9 protein-coding genes and 1 riboswitch are annotated in these 24,323 nt (G+C 44.3%); of the genes, 1 reads left to right on the top strand and 8 read right to left on the bottom strand.

The window, feature by feature from the left end; translation table 11 throughout:
- Nucleotides 1–2: 2 nt before the first annotated feature.
- Together AC1EK3_RS00150 and AC1EK3_RS00145 are read right to left on the bottom strand one after the other, a co-directional pair.
- The gene (locus AC1EK3_RS00150) at nucleotides 3–4,661 is read right to left on the bottom strand and encodes a PD-(D/E)XK nuclease family protein (RefSeq protein WP_480033335.1); all 4,659 of its coding nucleotides are present in this window, start codon (nucleotides 4,659–4,661) and stop codon (nucleotides 3–5) included.
- A gap of 43 nt (nucleotides 4,662–4,704) precedes the next feature.
- Nucleotides 4,705–5,502: a hypothetical protein gene (locus tag AC1EK3_RS00145; protein WP_480033336.1), complete on the bottom strand. Its 798-nt coding sequence runs from the start codon at nucleotides 5,500–5,502 to the stop codon at nucleotides 4,705–4,707.
- 195 nt (nucleotides 5,503–5,697) lie between these two features.
- Nucleotides 5,698–5,809: riboswitch (TPP riboswitch) on the top strand.
- Between AC1EK3_RS00145 and thiM the strand changes: the two genes are divergently transcribed.
- The gene (gene thiM / locus AC1EK3_RS00140) at nucleotides 5,799–7,376 is read left to right on the top strand and encodes a hydroxyethylthiazole kinase (protein ID WP_480033337.1); all 1,578 of its coding nucleotides are present in this window, start codon (nucleotides 5,799–5,801) and stop codon (nucleotides 7,374–7,376) included. It overlaps the preceding riboswitch by 11 nt.
- A 104-nt stretch (nucleotides 7,377–7,480) precedes the next feature.
- Here the strand turns inward: thiM and thiD are convergent, their stop codons facing one another.
- The 6 genes from thiD to AC1EK3_RS00110 all read right to left on the bottom strand — a co-directional run bounded on the left by thiD (nucleotide 7,481) and on the right by AC1EK3_RS00110 (nucleotide 24,095).
- Nucleotides 7,481–8,389 carry a bifunctional hydroxymethylpyrimidine kinase/phosphomethylpyrimidine kinase gene (thiD, locus tag AC1EK3_RS00135; protein ID WP_480033338.1) on the bottom strand — a complete coding sequence of 303 codons (909 nt, stop codon included), beginning with the start codon at nucleotides 8,387–8,389 and terminating at the stop codon, nucleotides 7,481–7,483.
- A gap of 278 nt (nucleotides 8,390–8,667) precedes the next feature.
- Nucleotides 8,668–18,381 carry a hypothetical protein gene (locus AC1EK3_RS00130; RefSeq protein WP_480033339.1) on the bottom strand — a complete coding sequence of 3,238 codons (9,714 nt, stop codon included), beginning with the start codon at nucleotides 18,379–18,381 and terminating at the stop codon, nucleotides 8,668–8,670.
- 142 nt (nucleotides 18,382–18,523) lie between these two features.
- On the bottom strand, nucleotides 18,524–19,723 hold the full coding sequence (locus AC1EK3_RS00125; protein WP_480033340.1) for a class C sortase: 1,200 nt from the start codon (nucleotides 19,721–19,723) through the stop codon (nucleotides 18,524–18,526).
- An 843-nt stretch (nucleotides 19,724–20,566) separates the two neighbouring features.
- Nucleotides 20,567–22,321, bottom strand: coding sequence for a SpaH/EbpB family LPXTG-anchored major pilin (locus tag AC1EK3_RS00120; protein WP_480033341.1), 1,755 nt, complete (start codon nucleotides 22,319–22,321; stop codon nucleotides 20,567–20,569).
- A gap of 1,082 nt (nucleotides 22,322–23,403) precedes the next feature.
- Nucleotides 23,404–23,754 (bottom strand): helix-turn-helix domain-containing protein, encoded by a 351-nt coding sequence (locus AC1EK3_RS00115; protein WP_415687865.1) that lies wholly within the window; start codon nucleotides 23,752–23,754, stop codon nucleotides 23,404–23,406.
- Nucleotides 23,754–24,095: a type II toxin-antitoxin system RelE/ParE family toxin gene (locus AC1EK3_RS00110; RefSeq protein WP_480033364.1), complete on the bottom strand. Its 342-nt coding sequence runs from the start codon at nucleotides 24,093–24,095 to the stop codon at nucleotides 23,754–23,756. Before AC1EK3_RS00110 ends, AC1EK3_RS00115 begins: the two co-directional genes overlap by 1 nt.
- Between the last annotated feature and the right edge of the window lie 228 nt (nucleotides 24,096–24,323).

The following is a 24,323-nucleotide window of genomic DNA, read 5'->3' as shown; positions in this document are numbered from 1 at the left end:
AACTACAGCACCTCATATACAGTGTCTATGCAACCTGCGCATGCTGGGCATACTTGTTTTCCATTGCAATACTTCAAGTGTTCAGAAGTTGGGTGCGCAATAATCTTATGCGAACGAACTGCAGCAGCAGCATAGCAAACGCGCGAAATCATAGTAAGAGACCATTTTGCACTTTGATTTAATGATGTAAACGACTGCCAAGCGCTTTCGCTTACATTTTCTGGACAATTCTTCGCAATATCGTCAAGCTGCGGACAATCTAACAATCTTGCCATATTTTTGAATCCAACTCGTAACTCAAGCGGATTATTATTTAAAGCATTTTTTACGCAAAGCGGCGGCTGATACACGTTTTCAGCAACGTTATGATCTTGAGCAGGATAATCGTTCTTAGCAACGTGAAATAGAACACTTCGTGAAATAATCGGCGCATTCGACGCATCAATAAGCGGATTCTCATCAGAAAAAAGTAAAGCAAGCTGATAGCAAACTAGCTGCAAATCGTTAAAAACTCCGCTTGCTGTTAAAGGTTTTCCTGTTTTGTAGTCCAGTAAACGAATATGCTCAGAACCATCTGAATTGATGCGCTTTTCCATGCGATCAATTCGACCGTGAATATGCACTTGCATATCTTCACTTGCGCCATCCGGCCATCCTCCAACTAAAGCACCCATCAATTCGTAGCAGTCATGCGTAGTAACGGTTTGCAAACTTGCATTCTTAAAAGTATTGTTCAATACGCGAGTAATATCATTAAATCCAAAATGCGCGCTTGTTTGCAATTCGCAATACGCTTGTTGCAATCTACCTATGCTACTTTCTAAAGATTTTTCACTCTTTGTAAGAGATTCTAATATGCCGTTTTCTGACTTTTTTGAGTTAAGCGCATATGTTGATTGATCGTAAGAAGTAACAAAATATTGCGCAATTGCATGTAACGCACGTTTAATATTCTTCTCACGCGCAAGAGCCGAATAATGCTCCTTACTATCTCGAATATCTGCAAGTTCAGGCGCAATACTTAAGTAATACTTTTCCATAAGATTTGCGATTGCGTTACTGCGGCGCACAAGCGGAGAGTAAGGCGAATAGTCGGCTGAATTATTCGTCACTTCAGTTTCATCGACTTCAGTTTCATCGACTTCAGTTTCCGGCATATCGTAATGCTGATTTTCGCTTGCCCACCTTGCAGTTTCGTGAATTAGCGTGCCAAAATACGTTGCGGCACTGCCGGGCTGAGGACCTAAAAGCTGACGATTTACCAATCCACACACAGGGCATGCCCACAAACTGTCTACAGCTGAAGGAGACAAGCTTATAACAGAGTTAGTTTTTTTAGCAGAGCTAGCTTTTTCATTGTATTTTTCATTATCTTTTTCAACAGAAGATTTCTCATCAACATAGTCATCGACATCGCTCATAAAATCCCACTCAAAAGGATCAGCGCAAAATACTCCATTTTCTTTAAGTAATTGCAACGTTTGAGCAGCGTCAATAATCGCATTTCTAGACTTACTATTCTCACTATCGGAACTACCTGCACTACCTGCACTACCTGCACTACCTGCATTACCTACATTATTTCCAAACTCTTCTTTCATAGAAGAAGCACGCAAAATTTGCGAACGAGCAGCACACACTAGTCCACGAGCATCCATATCTAAACCAGCAAAAGGCGTAGTAAATTCCGTAAAAGGCGTGCGCGAATTTTCATTATTGTAGTATCTTTCAGGCAAATAATAATAAAGAAAGTCGCTTGGCACAGCACTATCGCTATATTGCGCGCTTATATACAAACGCTCTGTTGCGCGCGTAATAGCTAACAAAAAACTGCGCTGTTCCGAGGCAAAAACTGCAGATTTATCATTATTTGAAAGAAGTGACGCATTCACAGTCAATTTAGAAGCAGAAATTTTAGAATGCAAAATAATATTCGCTAAACTTTCTGCGCCAAACATAGTGCTACGAGAAGCAAGATTTGGCCACACACGTTGTTGCAAAGTAGGCATCCACACAAGATTCCAATGTTTTCCAACAGAACCAGCAGGAGTAGTAAGCGTTACAGCATCTGGAACAGGCGCTACTTTAGCAAGAGAATCAGCTTCAATTTCCATGCCACGAACTTGAGCTATAAAATCTGCAATACTTACAATATTTTCTTGTTTAAAAGTATCGTCAAACGTATTCATTGACGAGATATCAGAAGAAACATATGAAGAAACGTAATCAAAAAGACGCATTGCAGCATCCAAGCGATCGTTAGCTCGATAACCTTCCGAATTATGCTGTAAAGACATACGCTGCCAACGCTCAGCAACATGACAAATATTCCAAGCCTCACCAAGAGCGTATTGAGCACTACTCAAATCAGGATTATTGTGCATACGAGAAGCGAGAATTTGCACGTTTTTCCACAATTTTACAAAAGATGCAACGTGCGGATTTCGAGGTGCCATATTCTGCAATATTTGCAACACTGTAGAATCATTACGAACATTAGAATCATCATCTATAAAACGTGCAACATCTGCTACACAAAGCAAATAGCACGCATCAAGAGACAATGGCATAAGCTCATTTGAACTGCCATCAATACGACTATTATCAACCAAAATTTGAGATTCAAAGTACGCTTTGCTTTGTGCATTATGAAGCGAATTTTGCAACAAATCCCAGTTATGAACAAGATTTCGCAAAGGCACATTAGATTCAAAGCTCTTGTTATTTTCACAATTTTTCTCAATTAAAACAGCCGAAAGAGAGGAAAGAGAACGCATAAGCGAATCTACAGAATATAACTTCGCAGGTATTTCAACGTCTAAATCACCGTAAAATCCAGAATCACTCTTAGTAATCGAGGAAAGTGGACTATCCATAATATTCTGAACTCGCAAACGCACCCACGAAGCCAAATTTTGCAAACTTCTACCATGTTTTACTTGCTCAACAATTCCAGAAAAACCGTGCTGCGCAAATTGAGCAAGTTCAATAAGAGCAAATAAACCTTGCACAAACGGCTCATCTTTTAATGGGCGAGTTACTAACGAGTATCGCACAGGAACTCCAGAAGCGCGAAGTTGCTCGCCAAAAAGACGAACAGTGGAATTGTCGTGCGCAATTAACGCCATATCGCTCCACTTGCGCTTATTATTTACGTGAGATTGCTTCATTTGCCAAATAACAGCATCTAATTCCTCACGCTGTGAACGATATAACGCTGTAAAAACAGTGTCGTCTGAGTTTAGATGAGAATTTTGTGTGGTTTCTATAGGCTCAATCGGTAAGGACCCTGCAAATTTTGGCATTTTCCAAGGGCGATTTGGGAGCGCAACATCTGTTTTATATTGCGAAGTAAGCGAAAGAGAAACGCGTGAAGCGAGTAATTCACGCATCGAAGGTGCTTGGGTATAATTTGCAAAAGTTGGATCTGCAGAATAATTTTTAGAAGAATCAGCAGAATTGTCGGAAGAATTTTCGCAAGAATTTTCGCAAGAATCGGCAAAACCCATATATTCTAAAGTTTGCTCAGCAGCATTCAACTCATTCAAAGCTGCAGAAATTGCATAATCCGGGTACGCTCCTCTAAACGATTGCACAGATTCATCCGGATTCGCAAGCAAAACTAAACGCGTGCCAATCTTCGACAAAGTCTCAATAAAACTCAAGCCAGCCAAAGTAATATCTTGATAATCATCGACTACAAGAAGAGCCGGAATTTCAGAAGAGTTTACTAAACCATGCTCGCCTAATTCGCGCGCAGATTTTGCACCCTCAACCAACAGTTGCGAAGCGTCAAGTCGGAAAGAAGATTTATAAGTGTCGGCAATTATTTTTCGATATTCAGCACGCAAAGCAAACGCCAAACGCCATTGAGTTAATCTACGTTTAATAAGCACAGACGTTTGTAAAATATCACTATTATTGGCGTAAGATTGCTCGTCACTAAGAGCGCGAAGAACTGAATTTTCGCTTTCAAAATCGCTAATACCAAGCTCATCTAAACGAGCGAGCATATCGCGCAATTGATGCATAAAAGCGTTGTTAATATCGAAGCTATCTGCCAAAAATTCTGGAGACGAAGAAGCTGCTTGAGCAGCCTGAGTTGCGAAAGGCACGGAAGGTGCGGAAGTGGCGAAAGTGTTGGAAGTGTTGGAAGTGGCGGAAGTATTAGAAACTGCGCAAGTTAATGGAATAACCCATTGAGACGTTTCAAAATAATCCTTAAAAAGCGCGCATATATTGCAATCACCATTATCTCCACGCATAACATGCTCAATGTGTGCGCGCAAAACTTTACGAAGCAAAGAATCCTGCTCAGCACCATTTAGCAGCTTAGGCGAAGGCTCATTCTTTAACTTACAGCAAGCAGAAATGATATTAAAAGCCAAAGAAGCCAAAGTGCCAACTGGACGAGACTGCTTACTTACACCAATTTGACGAATAATAATATTGTCAATTTTTGAAGCAAGAACACGATTTTGCACAGCCATCGCAGTAACATTATGCGACCAACGCTTATAGCCGGAAATTGCTGCGCGCACAGCAAACTGCGTTTTACCAGTATTCGGCGCACCGTACACAAGCAACGTATTAGTCACATTGCCAGAAGAATTGCGTAACGTACCGTCAAATAATGCTTGTAATGCAATATCCTCACTCATACGCTTAATTCTAGCAATTAGGCAATAGTGGCGCGCAACAATACTATTCTTTTAATATTGCACGAGCGCGAGCATCCTTAAGAGCAAGAAATACACTGCCGACACCAATAAAAATAAGAGTAAACACAATTAACAAATACGCAACTCCAACGCCCAAAGTAGTGGCATTAAAAGTTTGCGGTGCAAAGCCGAACCAGCCGGCAGGAGCGCCATAATTGAGGAAATTATAAGGCGCGCGCATTGCATGAACACCCCAACGAACACCAGCAAACTCGCTAAGCATAGCAGCATAAGCAACATAAGCAAGAGGCGGAACAGTAGAAACATACAAATGTGCGCGAGTAGAGCGGAAACGATAATCAAAAAGCACAAAATCAGCGATTGCAAGAAGCGGCGCAACTGCGTGAACGCAAAGGCTGCTGCATCCGTTATTCATATAAGCGCCAACGAAACCAAGCTTATTGGTAGGTGCTAAGAAACACAGGTACAAAGTGAATGTGACAGCAATTGAGATGGTCATCATGAATTTGAAAATGTACCAAGCGTTGGATTTTGAGTCGAACCATGCGCAAGATGCTGCGGAATCTTGCTGCGCGGCGGAACATGCAGAATTACGAGCACGCATAAACGCAGCCGTATCAAGCAAAAGCGATCCAGCAAGAGCTACGCAAATCATAAGGTTAGAAAGATTCGTAAAATAAGTGAAGGTCATCAAGCCTTCCCACGAAGCAGCCATGCCATAAACAGATGCGATGATTGCAATTGCGCGTATTGCTGTGCGCGTCGCGTATTCGCGCGCGGTGAGCGGAGTCTTTTGTTCTTGCATGGAATCGTTTGCCATGTTATCTCGCTTTCGTAACTTCTATAATCTACTTATTATTTACTATATTTATGTTTACACAGTTGCAAGCGAAAATATGTAGAAGAAGTTGCAAAAATGCGGCGCGATTTTTGTAGATTCCTGCAAGTGCTGCGAAACAAGCAAAATGAGACAATAGCGCAAAAGAGCGTAAGTCATGAACAAAAGATATAGTCGAAGGATGGTTCGGAGTGCGCAATTGCAACAAATTGTGAAGTCAAGCGCTGAGATTACATCCGTAAAACCTGATCTAGATAGTGCTAGCGAAGGGAAACATTATGACAACATGCAACACTGAAAAAACAAATAACTGCAACGAAGCAAACGAATACTGCACAAGCTCAACAACGCAAGTCGACACATGCTTCTCTGTACGCGCACGCCGACGCATGTTCCTTAACGACGTGCGTCAATGCATCGAACGCGTGCGCACGCAGCAGCCACTCACCCATTGCATCACGAACGTAATCGTGCAAGACATTACAGCCAACGCACTGCTCGCTGCAGGAGCATCGCCAATTATGGTAACCGATCCAGAAGAAGCGCATGCAGTCGCGCAAATTGCCACAGGTGTGCTCATAAACGTTGGCACATTCCATCAGCCAGAAACTTCCGAATACATGCGCGCAGCCGTTGAAGGATGCGAAAAAGCCAATACTCCGTGGGTGCTTGACCCGGTTGGAATCGGCGTTCCAGCACTTGCTCCACGCGCGCGCTTTATACGCGAAATTATTAAGCACCACCCTACTGTAATTCGTGCAAACGCTTCCGAAATAATGGCACTTGCAGGCAAAGAAAGCAATGGAAAAGGCGTAGATTCTCACGATAACGTAAACGACGCGCTTCAAGCTGCTCGCGAATTAGCTAAAAAATACGGATCCGTAGTGGCAATTTCCGGAGAAAAAGACGCGATTTACGCTCACGGATGTTTAGCTCGCGTAACAGGTGGACACAAAGCTATGACCAAAGTAGTTGGAACTGGATGCGCTTTGGGAGCGTTAGTTGCAGCATACGTTGGCGCAAACCCGGAACGTCCGCTCGCGGCAACTGTTGCAGCGCACGTGCACGCAGCAGCGGCTGGAACTTGGGCAGCTCGCCAAACCACAGCTCCAGGCACTTTCCGCACACTGTGGATGGATGCGCTTTCAACTCTTAGCGTAAACGACATGTTTAGTTTGACAAATATTGAGTTTACGGTGGAGCCTGTTGATTGGACACTGTATTTAGTAACGGATCCGCGCATGGGAAATCGCCCGGAAGAAGAAGTTGCAGTAGAGTCAGTTGAAGGCGGAGTTACAGTTGTGCAATTGCGCGATAAGTATTCCGACGACGCTGAAATTTCAGCAAAGGCGAAGAAGTTGCGTCACGCGCTTATTGATTCCGGCCACGGCGATGTGCCTGTGTTCATAGACGATCATGTTGATTGCGCAGCTCAGCTTGGTTTCAACTTACACGTTGGGCAAAAGGATACGCCGTTTGTTGAGGCGCGAAAGGCGATGCCAGCAGAGTGGATGGTTGGGCTTTCTTGCGCTCGACCGGATTTGATGGAGAAAGCTTATCGCGAGTGCAAAGAAAACGACGTTCCACTGCCGGATGTTATTGGCATTGGTGCCGCTTTTGAAACGCATACGAAAGCGCACGACGTGCCGCCGCTGGGAGTTGAAGGCGTGAACGAAGTTGCGAAAGTTGCGCACTCTATGGGCGTAAAAACGTTGGTAATTGGCGGAATTCACGAGAACACAGTGTTCCCTATTCGCGACCTTGAGCTTGATGGAGTTTGCACAGTGTCGGCACTTATGTGCGCTGAGGATGCTGGGAAAGTTGCGCGCGAGCTTAAAAGCGTGATTACTGAGTAAAGCTAGCTTGAGCGCAGCATAACGCGTAGGCGGCAGAAACTGTACACAGCTGCACAGTTTCTGCCGTTTTTCGTTACTCACGCAGATTGCGCGCTGCGCGAGTATCACTTAGTTTGCTGAAGGATACGCACGGAGTGGTTTACCGGTCCATGCCCGCGCTCGTCTCCGCGCCCAACATGCAATTCACTTCCGGCAGCAATCGCCTCTCGAAGCCACGCCGTTGACCATTCAAGCGCGCGAAGTACAGTATCGTGATCGCTCAAATTCTTTCCCTCGCGCAAAGCCAGCCCAATTTTCGTAGCAAGCGCAGAAGAAAGAGAGCAACCAGTTCCGTGAGTTGTGCTGGTTTCAACGCGCTCGCTTGGCACGTGGCTTGCGTAGCCATCCGGGAAAACCGCAGTATTTCCAACGTCTTCGCCAGTTAAGTGCCCACCTTTTACGATTACGACAACGCTATTTTTTGCAGCCAACTCGCGCGCCTGATCGCAAGCTTCCTTAAAGTTTTCCGCAACTCGCGATTCGCTCAAAGCAGCCAATTCCGGCACATTTGGCGTAACAACATCAACGCAACTTATAAACTTGCGCATCGCATTTTCAGCACTCGCCTCAAGCAAGCGCTTCCCGGAAGTTGATATCATCACAGGGTCAAGCACGCTTACAGGAACCAGATTATCGCGCATCCAATCTCGCATTGCTTCAATGTATTCTGTGCATCCAAGCATGCCGATTTTTAGCGCATCAACCGTAACATCGTCGTACACGCATGAAAGTTGCGTGCGGAAAAAGCTTACTGGCGGCGTGAATACTTCGCGCACTTCGCACGTGTTTTGCGCAACAAGATTAGTTGATATGCACATGCCGTAACCGCCTGCAGCCATGATTGATTTAAGATCCGCCTGAATCCCGGCTCCGCCTGTTGGGTCTGTGCCAGCTACGCTTAGCACGCGCGGAATGATTGGATTTGATTGCTGCATAGACAATTCCGTATGCTGCTTACTTGATACTTGCGTCATACCTTTATTATATTGCGTCGCGCTCGTTTGTACTCAAGTAGGTCGTTACTAGCGCAGAAACCATACTGCGCCAGTGTCCGAAAAACTGTCACGAGCGTTACTAACGCAGTCACCCATCTGCATGAGTAACGAAAAAACAGCAATATACGTTATTAATGCAGTATGCTGACTGCGCCAGTAACAAAAAACGCAACCATACGTTACTAGCGCAGAAACCATACTGCGCCAGTAACGAAAAACGGTAACGATCGCGCGAGTAACGCGCTCGCAATTACGCATCACAGCCGAAGCCACTTGAACATTAACTTTAACTTTGACTTGAGTTTGAACTTGAACAGCTTGCCACTTCGAAGCGCTTCAGCCGAAGCGTCGCAGTGCTTGCTGTCGGTTAATCCGCCAAAGCCGTTGCCGCTAAGCACCGAGCCAAGCCATCCGCGCCTTCCGAATGCGCCGGATGCCAAGAACAAAGCCAACAGCACGCCGAACATGAAGCTGAACCATATTGCAGCCTGGCCGCCGCTGTAAGGCAACGCAACCGGACGCACTAAGTATCCGAAGCTGAAGTAGCCGACTAAGCGACCCTTGTCGTTCTTATCAAAGTCCTCACTCATGTTGCCTGAGCTATCTTTTGCACGTCCGTACAAAGCGTACTCAACTCCACTGCCGTCAGTCTTTAGCTTCTTAAACGCCGCAGCATTTACGGAGCCATCTTTGCCCATTATTGACGTACAGCTCTTAAAATCAGTTGCGCCTCCAGCCTTCTCAACTTTGCATGCGAACAAGCTAAGATCGCTGAGTCCAGAGAAGCTATCGTAGTCGTCGTGAACATCCGCAAACAGAGTCTTCTTATCCTTATCGCTTGCTGACTTCGAAGCCTCACTTCTATTAACCGTGAGCTTAGAGTAGTCCTCTTCTTTCATCGTTACAACGTAAGGATTATTAGCATCCGTGTGCCCGCTTAGAAGCGATCCTGCAGTTGCAGCAACAGTTGGCTTAACGTTATCAACAGGCACCAAGTACACAGGCATTACGAATTCGTAATTGGCATCGTTATTCCAGCCGCCAGCTTTGCCTCGCGTTTTATGAGTATTTCCAACCCAGCTATCGCCATATGTCATAATAACCGACAAATCATTATCTGGATTCTTAAGAACCTTATGACCAATTAAGCCAGATCCAATACTGCCAGACCTACCCCATGCGCCAACACCAGCGAAGTCAGTAAGTGAAAGACCAGTATCACTGCTCTCAGACGTTACGCCAGCGCTATTAGGAATCTTATATCCACCGCCAGTACCGTCCTTTGAAATCATATCTATGACGTTTACGTACCAAGTTTCTGCAGCAGCACCAGCGCCGTTAGCACCAGCCTGGCCTTCAGACGGATCATACGTATATAAGTGCGTATTCCAATCAAAGCTGAAGCCGTTTTGGTTATGCTCACCATCGACCTTATCGCTACCTCTTACTTCCGGCAGCAAAGATGGCTGGCAATCAGCAAAGTCCCAGTCACTTCCATCAACATACTTCCCACACTCATTTGCTGGGTGCAAAGTACCATTACGCTTAAGCTTCAACGCAGCTTGCAAATCATTAAGCTCAAATTGTTTCTTAGTTGAAGCATTGTACAGATACAGAAGAGACTTCTTATCTTTCGAAAGAACAAATCCTGGATCATCCGGACGATCCTTTACGCGCAGAGCTTTATCACCCTTAGTTTCATCGAAGCTAGCAGGCGCATCAGCTAAGTAGTCTGCAGCACCCTTACTATCGCCACCATGCTCGCTATCGACGTTTTCAGGCGCGCGCAATCGCACAAATCGCGTAATCTTATTTTCTCGCGGATTTGGCACAAGCACGCGGCTTCTCCAGCCTCGAGTCAGAACAGCAACGTCTTGCTTATTTCCTACTTGTGATTGGCGGTCACCATAGTCAGGCCGATTCAAAGGCTTCTGTTCTTTGGTCATCTTGTCGTAGTCATACTGCCTGAACGTCACCATAGTTCTACCAGGTCCAAGCCTTGGATCCTCATTCGTAACGATTTCGCTATCGTTTGGAAGCCAAATTCCCTTCCTTGGTTCATTTGCAAAGTTGTTTTCGTTACGCAAATCCATTCGTATTGCGCGCTCCTCATGACCGCTTAGCAACATTGGGTGTATTTGCACTATTTGACGCTTCATATTAACGTCGAAGTACACGCAGTCAGAAGGTTTCAGCTGACCTTCCCAATCGCCTGCATTCAAGTAATCCGGACGGCATACTTCGCTAGGCTTTTCTTTTGCGTAAGCCATTGGCAACACGTCAAGAGTATCTTCTGAGCTAGCGTCGTCTTTGTAAGAGTTTTTATCTTTTGCAGCACGACCTTTTGCATTTCTGCCTTTTGCAGCACGCGTATTTCCACGGCTTCTGCCGCTTCCGCTTCTGCTACTTCCGCCGCTTCTTGCAGTCTTGTTTCCGTCCCTATTAACTGAGTCATCGGCAAGATCTTCAGGGCTTCTAACACCAGGCATACTACTCCACGGACCAACATCCTTACGATTACGTGCTCGAACCACGCTTCCTGGAGCTAAGAAACCGCTAGGGAATGTTAGAACACCTCTAACTCCCTTATCGGTTTTAGGATTTTCAAGCTTCACATCGTCCGGCTTGGAAGTACCAGGGCAGACTTCCCACTTACTTTTTCTTCCCCACGCTCCGCGTTCTATCCAGCAGATGGAAATTGTTTTACCAATGCTGTTTTCTACGTCAGGCTCATTCTGGTTTCCAGTAGATGCATTAGATCCAAAAACAGCATTAGAAGCAGGTTGCTTAGCTTTTTCAAGATCCGAAGCAGGGTGATAGTAAACTACCATTCTTTTGGCTCCAAAACCTGCTGTAACTACAACTTTATAGTCGCGGTTTTGCGAGTTATTATTAAACCATTTATCTTTTTTTGCAACCTCATCTGTTTCACCATCATATGCAACAACGGATGGCTTCACCACATCTGTCCACATTGCTTTGAAGCATCCAACAGATGTTTCAGCACTTTCTTTGCCATCACTATCGGTAGTTTTAGCATACATTTTAAATACAGTTTGCTTATCCGTACTTGGATTTTGCAAATCCGTACTTCTGTATTTTTCAACAAACCTTCTAAGCAAATGCCTATTTATCACACCATTACGAACGAATCGTACACTTGGATTCAACGCATTCCCATTACGATCCTTAACACCATCTGCAACAATATCTATTTGCAAATTATCCTGAAGAATCTTACTAGATGTGCCATCGCTTTGATAACCCTCACTATTAGTATTTAAACCATTAGTATACGCATTGAAATCATCGTCTAGCTTCAACGCATAAGGTAACATCATAGTTGCTTGATCAGCAGCATACCAAGGTAATTTACTTGTTCCATCTAAAGAGTATCGCGTATCATCCAAGTAAACGTAATCATTTACATCATCATTACCTTTGTTATTGCGACGAATTTGGCAATTGTGGACATCACCGCCATTTTTAGGCAAGCAGTCACCATGGATATCCCATGGAGTGCCATTTGAACCATACTTCTTCGCACTAATAGTCGGCTTCTCATTATCAACCGGCATAAACCACACGTTTATCACGTTCGTTGTGTTATCCGGCGTCTTACCAGGATCGCGAAGCGCAAGATCGTTGTAAACCTGACCATTATTCACATAGAGTTGCGCATGCATGAAAGGCCTGTTATTTGCGTATCCCTCAGGCGTTGAAGCACCCTCACCGTACGCGTCGTAGTCGTTCATAGTGTCAACATCAATATTCTTAGTTATAATGTCGCCAATATTTTCGCCATCCGCTTGACCGTTCAGATATTCACCGCCAGGCATAAGGAAGTCCTTGTGAATAGCATATTCACTAACATACTTATCTTCATCAGCATGTTGGCTATTCTTATTTTCAACAAGCCTATCTGTAATATGTACTTCACTTCCGTTCTTCATATTTACAGAAGCGTCGTAAGGGAATGCAGTACCTTTGGACGCAAATCCTTCAGGCGTATACTTCACCAAATTAAGCTTATTTCGCCACTGGCATTTACCTTCGCCTACATTGCCATCGCCACCAATAGATGCAGCACATGCATTGTCACGCACAGCGTACCCTAATGCTTCATTAACCATAGGGTACGAACCATTCCATGCGTCAAATTGCTTATTATCCGCCGCGCTCATAGGAGTTAGCGAAGGCTGTGGCTTACTTTCTTCTTCTTGCTTATTGATATTCGGCGTACCTTTTATAAGCTTTAGCACATCCTGAAGGTTTAACGGCTTACCATTGCCGCCCTTGCGGTATGAGTTTATGTTCCACTTGTACACAAAGTATTGTGTGCCATACTTCTGATTTCCATGCAAGCCGTTTTGCGGCCCGTCAAATCCAGGGTCGTTTCGTCCGTCAACACTCTTCTTGTTGTCGTTTACTAATCCCCACGTATAGTCCTTACGCATATCAACGAAGCGCGTTACCTTATTCTCAATCGGGTTAAGAATAGTCTCGTCATCAGCTTCCAACTTATTGAAAACAAGATTCTTTTCGGCATACTTCTTTTCGGAAATTTCTCCTAGCTTGCCAATACCAGTAACACCACCTAAGCACAGCTTCCACTGCTGATCCGTCTCCGACGCGCATGAGTATTTAGGCTTATCTTCACCATAAGCATACTTTGCTTGAGTCTTTGTAGGATTAAAGCCATTGTCATACTGGTCGTAAGTATCGTACTTATTTTCACCCTTAACGCCAATTTCTTCCTTGCGGTAGCCAAAGATTCGCTCGTTTCGCTTATCGTGCCTCATCCAAGAAAGCATTGCCACGATTTCGTTATTATTAAGCTCAAACGGGTTCACTTGCACTAAGCCGTTTGGCCACGCAATATCGAGCGGAAGCGGGTCAGACTCTTCGTAATCCTGCATATTACTTGGCTCCATAAGCTTCCAAAGTTTATTTTGCCTCTCATCTGGAGTTTTTTCCGACACAGAGTAAGTGTCTACGTAAATTCTGGAACCAATTTCCGCAAAGTATTCCGGAATCGTAATATTTCCAGTTACAGGATCAAAAGTGATTTCGCACTTATCGTCGCCGTTAGCAGTGCAACCCTTGATATGGTCTCCAAGATTTGCTGTAATAATGCGCTTACTGTATTCTTTACGCCACTGATCGTTATTCATTCCAACAGAACGATCTTCGCCTTCAGCACTGCGATCCTGATCCTTAGATTCTTCTGCCTTATCTTCAGAATCCTTGGCGTCCTCAGAATTCTTGGCGTTCTTGTTATCAGAGTTCTTGCTACCGTTACTGACTTTATTATCTTTGCTTGCTCTACCGTTTTCTTCAGTATTAGCAGCATCACTCTGCTTGTTACCATCACTTACTTCAGGTTTTTGTACTTCAGATTTCTGTATATTGTCCTTCTTAGAAGAATCACCTTCGTTTAGCACAGCAAGCTTTACACTACCGCGCCTTCCAGGAACATTGCGCTTCTTAGCATTCTTCTTAGAATTCTTCTTAGTCGCTTTAGAAATCTTCAAAGAAGCAGGCTTATTGCTAGTTTGAGGCTTATTAGCTTGCTCATCCTGCTTACCCTGCTGATTTTGGGTAGAGTTCTCCCTTGGTTTGGCATTTTCAGTTTTTTCGCTATCAGCTTTAGCCTTGTTGTCAACTTTCGCCTTACCGTCAGCAGCCTTACCGTCAGCCGCTTTATCGTCAGCTTTATTCTTACCGTCAGCTTTAGATTTATCTTTATCCTTGCCATCAGCCGACTTGCCATCAGCTGCCTTATCGTCAGCTACGTCTCTGTCCTCTAAAGCAGCTCTATCCTCAGCAGCTCTATCCTCAGCAGCTCTAGACCCATCCGGGCTTGCAGCATCATTATTGTGGTTATAAGTATTAACCTGATGCCAAAGATCAGTCTTCTTATTACCGTCTCGCTGAATAACAATGCCGTAGCAGCTGCCATCACTTGGGCAAATCTTATCGTAGTTGTGCTCATTCCCAGGCTTTTCCTTACCGCGCGCCCAAATGCGTACCATAATCGAGCGCACGCGCTTATCTTCATCCCAAGGATTCACGCGCCCAACATAATGCCCATTCGGCTTCTTATCCCACCAAACGTTTGGCAAACCATAGCCAGGAGATACAATAATCAGCCTAAGTTTCTTTATTACGGAATTACCTGCAGCATCCCAACCGTGGAATATCAAATCATGCACACCGCGATTTCTATTCTGATCGCCCACTAATACTGTAGGAGAACCATCATCTTTAGAATTATCGCTGTTAATAACCCATCCAACTTGATCCGTTTGATTATCAAGCTCACCATTTTTATGAATGAACTGATTGTAGCTTATTGTAGTAAAATCGCCGCAACCGCTGGTATCGCAATTATTCTTCTTATCACGATTAGTCGTAATCATATCGAAATCATTGCGCACAACAACTTTTTTATTATCAAAGAATCTCTTATTTTTATTGTTAGTAAAGTATTCAGTAGCTTCATCCGGCTTCACGCCAAGCAAAATCCTCTTATCGTCATGACCCTTAACCCAGAACTTAATTTTGCTATTAACAGGAATCTTCAAACCATCAGCTGGAACGTCAACAGGATTTCCATTATTCACGCTCACTTTTACATCCAACGTTGGCTTCTCGTAATCAACATACGGGAATACAACAGGTATAACAGTAGTCGAATTATCCCAGAACGTAATCTTTACGTACTTTACAAACACGTAATTTGGCAAAACTTTAGGATCCTTGCCATCCTGTAACTGAGCACTATACTTGTTGCGCATCCAAGTTCTGTAAATACGCTTGATTTTAGCCAAGACTTTGTCATGCAAGTCTTGCTTTACAGGATCTCCAGGCTTCAACTCCTTACCATCATCACCTGCCTTAGGAGCATCGCTTACAAACCAAACATTACGCTTAGTAGCATTTTGCGCTTTAGGCCAGCATGCAGGCATACTGTCTTCACGATCCTCACCAATAGCTGCACGATCGTCATTCACAGCGGAATTATCGTCGCTATCTACGGATCTAAATTGAATAGAAGACCTAGATTGACCGTTAATTTTATCCTTGTATTCGTCAAGAATCTTAGAATGTCCGCAAGGATTTACAACGCTGACAATAGGCACTTTAGCAGCAACGCTTAAATCAGCATCCTGAAGGGTATTCGAGCGAGGCTCATCACCCCACTTATTCGTCCACTCAGCTTTATAAACAGCAAGATTCTTAAGAGGAGTATTAGAATCTCCTTCCGGATTATTAGTCAAATAGCTCGCATCAAGCGGATAATCGTTTGCCCTAGCGCCCTTCTTCTGCTTTATGGAACCATACCTATGTCTTGTACCATAATCATCCTGATTAACAGGCGGGAACAAGTTAGGATCAAAAGCCATCACCTGCTTATACAAGTCGGAACGTTTGCCAACAAAATTCACAAACCCAGCATTATTATCATTCTTATCAATAATAAGAGGATTAGGAAGCGGCTGATCGTAGGAATAATACTTAGGAGTCTTGTTATTCTCGTCATATTCCTCAGTTTGCAAAGGCTTAAACACATCCGCTTGCGTAATAATCCTATACCACAAATCCTGAGTTTCGCTCATGTGATACGTTCTATCGTTATATCTAAGCTCAAGCTTGTGTCTACCAGGCTCTGAATCCTTCGTATTATGGTCGTTCATACCAGGATTACGGAACCACTGATTGCCTCGAGCATAGCCGTTATTCGGGGAATAATAATCAGGCAATAAGCGTATATCTTCACTCTCGTTCATAAGACTTGAGTATCCCAAAGGCTGATTTACTATTCCAAGTAACACACTAGAGAATGAAATACGCCTGTTCTTAAGATAATTACCGATGTCACTGTTGTAAGGACCCAAACCAGTACCCTTAAGGAAGTGGTATCGAGGAGCCTGAATATCCATAATTCGCGGCGCACCATACCACTGCTGATGCATTACAGTGTACATGTAGAAGTTAGCGTCACGACCAAAATTAGTCATGGAATATTTACTGGCTTTAGTAACACCAAACGGGTCAGTATCACCATAAAAACCTTTGCTATTTTTCTTACCGTAGTAAGATCCTGCAGCGTAGAAGAATGAAAAGTTTTCGCAACCCGTGCCATCGCCCTTGTTAGAAGTGCAATATGAGTCGTTTTTATTCGTAGAAGTTGTAGTAGTGAAGTGAATCTTATACGTATAAGCAATCTCACCAGGCTTAATTTTGTTCACAAAACTAAATACGCGTTGCGTGTCAGCTTTTATAGATTGATAAAGATTTTGCACAAGAGCAACATAAGCAGGGCTATAGCCTCTGTTATAGCTTCCTTCAACTTTAGGGACGACTCTAAGATCGCCTTCATCCAAAGCACCATAGCTACTGGACTTAATGCAGTCCAAACCTGTGCCACCATGGCACGTACCAATAGCGTCAGTACTACCCAAATCCGTAGTTGTTACAGCCTTCGGAAGGAGCCTAGAATAATTGCCATTCTTACTGTCGTCTTCGCCGCTCATCTTATCCCAAGCTGCGACTAAGTCGTCGCCAGTATCAAAATCATTACCGTCGGTTTTAATACTGCACAAACCATTAGGATTATCCCAAGAAAATGAGCAGGTTTCGCGAGGAGGATTATTGTTGCCTTGCTTTTTCTTATACAAAGCAGTAGCTTCCCTACCGCTGTAAAGAACACGCTGAATATACTGCCTTCCGCCTTCGCTACCCTTGTCTAGGATCTGACCTTTTGGAATCGTAAAGTAATCAAGAGCAGCACCAGCGCCTTGAGTACGGCCGCCAGCGTTAAAAATAACATCCCACACGAAGCCGCCGCCGGAAAGCTTAGGAGTGCGCTTTACAAACACGAAGTCTGCAGTATCGTCAATAGGCAAGTTCATTCGGTCGACGCCGGAACCCTTATGGTTAAATGCCATGTTGCGGAAGCGGCCCATAATAAAAGTGCCCTTAGGATACGGAGTGAAGTAAGTTGCGCCGTAATGATCCGTGCCGGAAGGATCTTCAGGCACAGGACCGTTCTCGTAGTGGCCGCGAGGTCTCGTTGCTGCGCCAATAAATGGGTCACCAGATTCCAAGTTGTATCCAAGACTATTAACATCCAAATCGTGGCCGTTTGTGGCGCGCAAACCAGCGCCGTCGCCGTCAGTAGTAATGCATGCGCCTAAAGCGTAATCCTTGTTGCATCCAGGGCGATACTCTTCGTAAGATTCGCGAGCTGTGTAATTCTTAGCGTCGCGACTTTGCGCTTTTGCTCTTTCTTCTTCTGCAGCGCGCTCAAAAAGTGACTTTGGTTGAGATTCGAACGGAGAGCCGAATGGAGAATCAAGTTGGGAGTCAAACGGAGAAGCAAACGGAGAAGCAAACGGCACGCTTGTGCCAGAACCTGCATAAGTATTAAAAGATTGAGAGAGTGGATTCCCTGAATCTACAGATCCTTGTGAATTGTTGAAACTCTGGAGCGCAGAAGACTGAGATGATGCAGATAAGTCTGGATTAGAGTCTGAATTATTAGAATTAGAGTTAGAATCAGACTTAGGATCAGAATTTGCGGAATTATTAGCGGAATTATTAGCACTATCCAAAGCAACTGCGGTTTCAGCAGTAATGCAAATAGGTAGCAACATTGCTACCGAAAGAGAGCAAACAAGAACAGTTTTGAGAGCTCTTGCAAAAGAGCTAGTGAACGTACGATATGCAGAAACAGACTCTCGTTTAGACGAGCGTTTATTCGCGCAATTAGCTATACGCTTATACAAACGCTTAGCCACGTTACTAGCTACACGCTCAGACACGCGACTAGCTAAACGCTCAGCCGCACTCTTAGCTACACGGTACATATGCTGAGTCGTACGTTTAGCTACACGAGTTGCGCATTGAGTCAATTGACCTATGCGAACAAGAACGTTTAGCATAATCGTCCAAATACTCTTCATTGTTTCCACCTGTTTTGCATTGTTTTACACTGCTTTGCGTCGCCCCCACGGCAACGCAAGTTTGTTATTAAGTTTTTCTATTAAGTTTTTTGTTGTTATTAAGTTTTTCTATTAAGTTTTGTTATTGCCTATAAGCAATCGCTCATAAACCGAGAATGCTTATAAGCCAGTCGAAAGTCTTTTCGCCGTGACCGCTCCGCTTACGTTTCTTGCGCGAACTAGACTTTTTGACTTTCGGTCGTTTTTTCGGACGATTTTCAATCGCCTTAGCTTCCTCGAGCACAAGATCCGCGCTGCTTACTGTGCTGCTTACTGTGCTTGTCGATGCGCTACTTACTGTGCTGCTTACTGCACCGCTGCTTGCGCTAGTAACAGAAGGCGCATCTGCAGCAACATTCGAAACAACATTCGAAGCAACATTCGCCGCAGCATCATCACTCTTTTCAGTTTTCTTTTTCTTCTTTACAGGCAAACCAGCCCACCAAATGTATCCGCCAACAATACACAAGCTTCCAAAGCAAGCAACAATCCACCACGGGAATCGCGGCACATCAGGCTTTTTACCTCGAAGCGCCTTGTCTGCAGCAGGCGTTGGCACCACGCGTTCACCAGTAACCAAAATGCGCTGCGTGTTAATGCCAAGAGGCGTACAAGTAATCAGCGTCATCAAATCCTTACCAGGAACGGCTGCAATCTTCTTCGTCTCATCAGGGTTCACAACGATCTTGTCAACAACCTTGTAGGTGAGAATCTCGTCGAAAACCTCAATTGTAAAAGTGTCACCTTTCCCAACTTCGTCCAGCCTTGTGAACATTTCCGCACTTGCCAAACCGCGATGCCCCGTAATCACAGAGCGCGTCCCCTTGCCGCCAACCGGAAGCGAAGTTCCACGCAAATGACCAAGACCTTTCAGAAGAGTGGCATCTTCTGTGCCGTGATACACAGGCAAATCAAGATCAATTTTTTTGATTCGCAAACGAGCCATCAACCCGTCATCGTTCACTTTCAACTGATCCCAATAATCCTGACTCGCATCGGAAGTAGCTCCGTGAGAAGTCGGTATGTTCGTATTTGCCTCGTAAATAGCACCCGACGAAAGCTGACTGTTATACTCACGAGCGCGGCGGAGCTGCTCATGAGGAGCAGGAACAGCATGAGTTATAAGCTTCGCATACTCAGCAGCAACTTCCGACATGTGATACTGGCTCAGCCACATGGCGGCGTGCGGGTAAATAAGCGACGCAAACGACGCAAGCAACAGCAAAGCGGGGACTATGCAGGATTTAGAGAAGTGCCAGTTTTTGGCGTTGTTGCGCGAGTTTGAGTGGTTTTCTTTTCTCACGATTTTGTTTTCGACATTCTTGAGTTTTGGCTATGAATTTTGGCTGGCGTTTGGCTGGCGGATTTCTTTGTAGGGTTGCGAGTGGTGGGGTTGCTTGTCTCGCAGCGCTCCGCTCTTATACCTTATTTGGACTTAGCGGTTGCGTAGTTAAGTTTAGTTTTTTACTTACTTTCTCTGCAGAAATAGTATTCATCATCACGATTATTACTATCGTTCCGCTTTTATATTGCTCGACCAAGCAACACCCACCCCTCACTACTAGTAAAACCGCTAGTGTTTTTGGTGTGGTAGGTGCGTCTGGCGTGACGTGTGCAGCAGCGCGAATGCTAGTGTTCTTTAAGCAATAAATACTCAGCGTCTGCAGAGCAATACTGTTAAAGTTCACAAGCAACAAGTAATCGACGTTTGCAAAGCAATGATGCAAAGCTACAAAAGCAACTTCAGCAGAGCAAAACTGCAAAGCTACAAAACCACTTTTCGCAGAAGCATTTGCGCAAAGCTTCAGAATCTTCGTTTGCAAAGCATTGGCGCAAAGCTTCAAGAACAACGTCAGCAGAGCAAAACTGCAAAGCTACAAAACCACTTTTCGCAGAAGGATTGGCGCAAAGCTTCAGAATCTTCGTTTGCAAAGCAATGATGCAAAGCTACAGACGCAACGTTTGCAAAGCACTGATGCAAAGCTTCAGGAACTTTGACGGAGAATTTCCGACGTTTGCGCTCCAACCTGACTGCGCAACTAATCCGCTCAAACCGGTTGCATAGCTTGTTTCGCAACAAACTGTGCAACCGGCAAAGCAAATCAGCTGAACAATCGTCCAAGCAACTCAACCAGCCGAGCGAGTTTTACTCCTGTTCTTGCTCCTTGCGACGCTTCATCACAATGTAGAAGAACGTGCCAGCGATACCAACAATGCCGCAAACCGTCAAAATCACCAAGCCACGAGCACCAGTCATAGGCAGGTTGCTAAGGATCTTATCGAGTTCGGTTGCTCTAGCGTTATCAATCTTCAAAGTGTTGTTCGCATCAGTTCCAGCAGTAAGATTCACACAATGAAGCGTATTATCAAGTTTGAATCCATCTGGAGCTTTAGTTTCAACTGCGCAATAAACGTGCGAAACAGTAGAACCATTACCAACGAAGAAGGAGTCAGAAGCCTTACCTTTATCATCAGTTGCAGCCATTGTACGAACATGTCCGTCGGTCTTTACTAAATCATTTCCAGCAGCGTCAACTGTCTTACCTTTAAGGTCGTTTACAGTCTTACCTGCAGCAGCTTCATACACATCAAATATTGCGCCCTTCAAAGGTTTACCATTGTCCTTGTTCTCGTTATCACTCAAGCCGATCTTATCAATGGTGAGTGTAGCGAAATTAGTGGTGTCTTCACCTTCGTGAGGATGATCTGGATCTTCATTACATGGCTTATCCTTAGTTGGAACACAGCCAGGAGTTTTATCTCCATCACCGGTTGCAACTCCATCTACATCAGTGTTTATAAAGTTCTTAATATTTCCAGGATTAATAACTGTTGTTACAACTGTTGCTGTAAGTTTACCGCCAACTTTGGCAGAAGCCTTAGCTAAACCAGCTTTAGTTAGCTTAACGCGAATCCACTTGACTGTCTTGAGATTGTCAGCAGTAGTTAAGTCATCTACCTTCTTAGGAGATTCGCCAATTGAAGAATATCCTTCAACTTCATAATCGCTTGTCACTAAAGTCTCAGAGGTTTTGCCATCTTTACTAACAACCTTCACATCCTTAACACTGTTATAGTTCAAGAAATCTGTGTTAATTGGATCAGTGAAGGAAACATTGGTATAGGCTTTGCCACCATCTTTGATAGCTGTGAGCGGGATGGAAATATCCCAACCCATAGTCGTCTTAGTACCGTCAATGAATGGCTTGCTTGGAGCAGCTTGAGCTTTCTTTTCCACCTTGTTGGTGCTGACGTCATTCTTTGGATAAATCTTTAAATTGTAAATCCAAGTGTGAGTCTGCGTATCTGGAAGAGGAACCGTTACAAGGAATGGGTTAACTTGCTTGGTAACCTTAATAGGCTTGCCTTCTTTCATAGGCTTGCTATTAGCCAAGTCTTCCTCAACCAAGTACAAGCCGTATGTTTTGCCAAGGTCGAATTTTGTAGAACCATCATCACCAGTTGCTTGTTCTTTAATGTCAGCAGTGGTCTCAGAAACCTTCAACTTAGCACCAGTCAAAGCCTGAGCAGCAGTTTTATTTTCAGTCTCTAATTTCTCGATGGCTTTCCAACCAGACGTCTGAGACAAATCAATCTTGTTGCCTTGAGCATCAACGATTGGAGTAAGCTTGAATTTCACGCCAGAAATTGGTTTTTGTTTATCTGGAATAGTCTGCTTTTTACCATTATTCCTAACAGAACCCTCAGGACCTTCATACTTGTAAATGGTAATAGAAGTAGCCTGGTCAGATTTAATATTTGCGGTGTCTTCACCTTGAGCAGGTGTATCCTGTGGATTACCAGCCCACGCGATGGATCCAGCGATGCAGCAGGTGCCAAGTGTGCACGCAGCGGCTAGTACGGCAACAGCGCGCTTTAACTTTGAAGTCTGTAGACGCATATTCCCTCTCTTCAATAAGTAAACGAATCGTCTTACATCTTTATTTAGCCTCAACAGCAAGTTACAAGCTAAACAAAAGGTTATGACATAATGACAATTGTGTCATTATGACATACTTACAATTGCATCGACGACAGCAAATGTGCAAACGCACAGATGCGAACGCAGATACAACTGCAACCTTCATTATTTAGCTATTTTTCGCAATGTGCGATAACGCTCAACCATGAGTAAATACAATATTAATCGATATTTAGACGGAAAATCGCGTGCAGTATAACACAGTCAAATGTTTATATCTCTAAGCACCCACCCCCCCCCGGTACAAGAATCGTTGAAAAATAACGGGTTTTGTGGGTGACAAATTACCAACTCAGTCGCTTTTTGTGCGTTTTAATTTTTTTTCTCAAAAACCAAATCGGCGTGTCGCATTGATTCGCTTTTCGCTTAAGCGTAGCGCGAAAAGCGACCCAATGCGGTAGCGCTTGCTTAGGGTTGAAAGCCCAGTGGGCTTTCAACGCAAGCGCGCAAACGATTACGCTTTCTTTATTTCTTAAGAAAGCGTAATCTGCCGACCAATAATCCAATAAGACACAAATACAATCGCCTTGCTTTTTCGCTCAAGCGTAGCGCGAAAAGCGACCCAATGCGGTAGCGACGACTCAATGCTGAAAGCACAGTGTGCTTTCGCGCGCGACGACATGCTTGAGCGCAGCACAGCGCGCGCGAAAGCAACTCGGAGCGCCGAGCTTGCTCAAGGTTGAAAGCACGGTGTGCTTTCAACGCAAGCGAGGTCTGCCTTCGTCAATAAAGACGAAGGCAGGGCAGGTTAGTATGGCTGTGCTTTAGAAATTATGCTGGGCTTTCAACACAAGCGCGCAAACGATTACGCTTTCTTTATTTCTTAAGAAAGCGTAATCTGCCGACCAACAATCCAAAAAATGATAATTAATTGCTCTTGCTTGAAGCTGCATTACGCTTTCTTTATATTCATAACAAAAATTCAACCTGTCGGAATTTCCGACAAGTTCGTTTGGAAGACACAAGGAAAGTTGAGCGCTAAATCACAGTGCTAAAACACGTCAACGCGCATTCGGCACAAACTCAATCCTACAAGTCGCGTTCAAAGCATTTGCAATACGATTCAAAAGCGCAATAGTCGGATTCCTCGAACCATTTTCCAACCTGCTAATATCCGACTGACTTATACCAGTCTTCTCCGACAGCTCAGCCTGAGTCAAACCAGCCTTTTTCCTAGCCATCACAAGCGACATAGTCAAATCTCTTTCCGACTGAAGAGCATCATACTCCTTCTTGAATTCAGGATCCTTAATAAGCTCATCCGTGAGTTCATGCAAATCATTCATTCGCGTTTCCTGTACTTCACTCGTTCCCTGCCATACTTGCGTTCCCTGCAACTCTTGCTTTTTCATCACAAGCCTATCTTTCTATTAAAATATTCAGCCCTTCTCTGCATAGCTACCAATATTTCACTACGCGGAGTTTTCTGCTGCTTTTTAACAAACCCATTGGTGGCAACAATAATTTTATTAGCATCAAAAAAGTATAAAATACGCACTATGTTGCTACCTAAAATAGTGCGAAGTTCAAAAATATGGTTGCCAACATGCTTACTAAGCGGCTCCCTTGCGTCACTTCCTAACATCTCCAAACGATGCAAATCCGAAACCACCTTTGCTCGCAACTTAACATCCAAACTTTTAATAAACTCACGTACTGGCTTATCACCATCCTTATCACTGTAAAAAATCACATCAAACAATTCCCCAACCCCCTGTTTATGTTATATATAGCATAAATAGTACATGCACAGCTTGTCAAAACAAGCAACCAGAGACACTAACGCAGAAACCAATCTGCACCAGTGTCCGAAAGTAGGCAAAATCAGACACTCACGCAGCGCGACGACCTGCTTGAGCGCTGCGATTTAGCGCGCGAAGGCAACTCGGAGCGCCGAGCTTGCAACAAAAAAGGAGCTTCA

The organism is Gardnerella sp. C0026F2, assembly GCF_056590715.1.
This window is presented reverse-complemented; position numbering and strand designations above follow the sequence as displayed.

What these genes read in the sequence shown, in the direction of transcription:
- AC1EK3_RS00150 (WP_480033335.1), bottom strand. Translation starts at nt 4,661, where the DNA reads ATGAGTGAGGATATTGCATTACAAGCATTATTTGACGGTACGTTACGC.
- AC1EK3_RS00145 (WP_480033336.1), bottom strand. Translation starts at nt 5,502, where the DNA reads ATGGCAAACGATTCCATGCAAGAACAAAAGACTCCGCTCACCGCGCGC.
- thiM (WP_480033337.1), top strand. Translation starts at nt 5,799, where the DNA reads ATGACAACATGCAACACTGAAAAAACAAATAACTGCAACGAAGCAAAC.
- thiD (WP_480033338.1), bottom strand. Translation starts at nt 8,389, where the DNA reads ATGACGCAAGTATCAAGTAAGCAGCATACGGAATTGTCTATGCAGCAA.
- AC1EK3_RS00130 (WP_480033339.1), bottom strand. Translation starts at nt 18,381, where the DNA reads ATGAAGAGTATTTGGACGATTATGCTAAACGTTCTTGTTCGCATAGGT.
- AC1EK3_RS00120 (WP_480033341.1), bottom strand. Translation starts at nt 22,321, where the DNA reads ATGCGTCTACAGACTTCAAAGTTAAAGCGCGCTGTTGCCGTACTAGCC.
- AC1EK3_RS00115 (WP_415687865.1), bottom strand. Translation starts at nt 23,754, where the DNA reads ATGAAAAAGCAAGAGTTGCAGGGAACGCAAGTATGGCAGGGAACGAGT.